Annotated in this window: 2 protein-coding genes and 1 pseudogene; 1 reads left to right on the top strand and 2 read right to left on the bottom strand. The window is 70.0% G+C overall.

Going from position 1 to position 1,335, the window contains the following annotated elements; translation table 11 throughout:
• Window positions 1-279 (top strand): annotated as a pseudogene (locus Q8R73_RS10355) (hypothetical protein); the annotation flags it as partial.
• Here the strand turns inward: Q8R73_RS10355 and Q8R73_RS10350 are convergent.
• The gene (locus tag Q8R73_RS10350) at window positions 230-715 is read right to left on the bottom strand and encodes a DUF992 domain-containing protein (protein ID WP_305719452.1); all 486 of its coding nucleotides are present in this window, start codon (window positions 713-715) and stop codon (window positions 230-232) included. The pseudogene Q8R73_RS10355 and the gene Q8R73_RS10350 sit on opposite strands and share 50 nt — an antisense overlap.
• A gap of 296 nt (window positions 716-1,011) precedes the next feature.
• Window positions 1,012-1,335, bottom strand: a 324-nt coding sequence (locus Q8R73_RS10345) for a DUF992 domain-containing protein (RefSeq protein ID WP_305719451.1), incomplete at its 5' end; no start/stop codon positions are given.

The raw sequence follows: 1,335 nt of genomic DNA, 5'->3' as shown, positions 1-1,335 counted from the left end.
GCGCTGCTGGCGGTCCTGCGCCGGCGCTGGCGACCGCGAACCTGGCGCATCGCGCACCGGCTGCTCGCGATCGTCATCGTCGCCGGCAGCGTGGTCCACGCCATCCTGATCGAGGGGACGATGGAGACGATCTCGAAGGCGGCGCTGTGCGCGCTGGTCCTCGCCGCGACCGCCAAGGTGATGGCCGATCTGGTGTGGCGAAAGCGCGGGACGCTGCGCGGCGGGAAGCTCACCTCCCCGGGCGCAGCTCCAGGCTCTCCAGACCCGCCGCGATGCTGAGGCCGACCTGGCCCTGCAGGCTGAGCGGCTGCAGCGCGATGGTGTTGTTGGAACCGCCGACCAGCACGTTGCCGCCAACGCCGACGCCGATCGCGGCACTGCCCTGCACGCCGGCATAGTTGCCCGCGAGATCGCCGGGTCCGAGCCGCGCCACCGGCGCGAACACGCCCCAGGCCAGCGCGGTTTCCTGGGTGATGCCGAGATCGAGGCCCACCTTGCGGACGGTCGCGACATAGCGATCTTCCGGCTGACCCTCGGCGCGCAGCACGCAGCCGAGATTGGTCACCGAACCCACGATGAAGCCGATGCTGGCGCCGCCGCGGCATTCGAGGACGCCGATCTGGACACGCTGCATCGGCTGCTGCGCCTGCGCCGCGGCGGATGACGCGACCAGCAACGTGGCGGCGACGGCGGCAAGGATGGGGGAACGGGGCATGGGGAAGTCTCCGGCTGAATAGGCGTGATGCGAGCAGGGAAACGGGAACGCGCCACTAGCGTTGGCGCACGCAAATCTATGCCACAGTGGAGGTGGTGTTGTCATTCCGGGGCGCGAGTGAAACGAGCGAACCCGGAATCCGGAGGTCGGGATTTCGGTGCACGCAACATCGGGATTCCGGGTTCAGTCCCAACGGGACGACGCCCGTTGGGACTGCCCCGGAATGACGAGGGTCAACAAAAAAGAGGCTCGCTTGCGCGGGCCTCTTTCGCAGAACTGTCGTAATCCTCCGCGCGTCAACGCGGGCGGCGCGCCTTGGGCCGGTACGGCCGCGCCTTGCCGTCGCGTCCGAACCGCACCGGCTGCAGCTGAATGTCGGCGATCCCGGCCGCGACGTTCAGGCCGGTCTGGCCCTGCACGCTGAGCGGCTGCAGCGCGTAGGGATTTTCCGGACCGCCGACCAGGAAATTGCCGCCGAAGCCGACGCCGACCGAGGCGTTGGCGCCGACGCCGCCGTAATTGCCGGCGAGCGCGCCGCGGCCCACCCGCCGCGTCGGCGCGTTCACCGCCCAGACCAGCCGGGTCTGGTCGGTGAAGCCGAGATCGAGGCCGTAGCGGCG

This window comes from Bradyrhizobium sp. (genome assembly GCF_030697065.1).
GTDB lineage: Bacteria > Pseudomonadota > Alphaproteobacteria > Rhizobiales > Xanthobacteraceae > Bradyrhizobium.
This window is presented reverse-complemented; position numbering and strand designations above follow the sequence as displayed.